Source organism: Bacillus sp. JJ1127 (assembly GCF_036965845.1).
Classification (GTDB): Bacteria; Bacillota; Bacilli; order Bacillales; family Bacillaceae_G; genus Bacillus_A.
Genome location: NZ_JBALQK010000442.1, coordinates 1 through 1,248, shown reverse-complemented (window position 1 = coordinate 1,248; position 1,248 = coordinate 1). Strand labels below are relative to the sequence as shown.

Genomic DNA, 1,248 nt, shown 5'->3' with positions numbered 1-1,248 from the left:
ATATTATATTTTAAGAAAAAAAGAAACATTTTATTTTACTTTTCTGAAAACTTTTCGTATTGTTGTCATAATTTATCCATGAATGATTCACTTTTAGGGATGGAGAAATTTCAGCTTATAACAACGTAAAGAGTGAAGTCCCCATTATATCTCAATACCTTCTTTAGGTTGAAAATGGAAAAATGATATGAGATTACAGCTTATACCAATATGTAAAGAAAAAGATATTGTAAGTTCTTCGAAAAAGCGCTAAAATAAGAATAAGAATTTTCTGAATATTCAAAGAGTAGGTGAGATTTTATGACTTCTTTATTCCGTTCTTACATATTTCGCTTTTTCATAGGATTTCTTATCGTTCTTATTATAAGTCCCATTCCCGCTTTATTATTAACTCATGAAAGTTCTTATTTGAAAGGCTTACTTGGGATTTTTTATAATTCTGTTCATTTTCCTTCTATATCGATTCCAATGATTGATTGGATGCATGAATCTATTCTTTTTTCACCCCAGCCAATTATGAACTCAAAGACCGCATTACATGCCTCAGGACATTCTACACCGTTGTTTCCTTACATGTGGGAAGTTTATTTTTTTTCAATTACTCGTTTCACACTCACGCTTGCAATTGGTTTTTTCATTAGCTTAGCCATTGGCCGCGTTTTTTTAAAAGCACCGAAATCTTTAAAGAAATATATTTTGTTATTACACTGGGTACCGTACTCATTTAGCACCGTTGTATTACAATGCTCAATCATACTATTTTCTCTCTACATAGCAAAATACATAACAGTTCCATTCTTTTCTTCCCTTATCATCATATTTAGCACATCAATGATTATCGTTATGCAAGCAATAAAAAAATGGTTACCATTTTTAAGTAAAACAGAGGATCATGAAATACGAGATTCTTCCTTTCTTGTAAACACATTGTTTATGGCACTTGCTTCCAATCATAAATCTATTTTAAGCTCCATTATTCTTTCGTTCTGTTTTATGGAATGTATTTTTCATACAAATGGATTACTGCAATTTATGATTCAATTTGGAGGAAGTTCACCAACTGTTGTCACAATTGGTCTGTTACTTCTTTATATTCCATACATCGTTCTTTCTTTTTTCCAATCTCTTTGGAGAACAAACCATTCAAAACAACAAACATACGCTGTCACTAGAACGCTGTTAAAGTAAAATAAATGCTAATTTTTAGAGGACACTGAAAAAGTCCCTAAAAAAAGAAGATAACTGCCT

General features: G+C 30.9%; 1 protein-coding gene. It reads left to right on the top strand.

From position 1 onward, the window contains the following. Window positions 1-300: 300 nt before the first annotated feature. Window positions 301-1,188 (top strand): hypothetical protein, encoded by an 888-nt coding sequence (locus V7183_RS25680; protein WP_335361304.1) that lies wholly within the window; start codon window positions 301-303, stop codon window positions 1,186-1,188. Window positions 1,189-1,248: the final 60 nt, after the last annotated feature.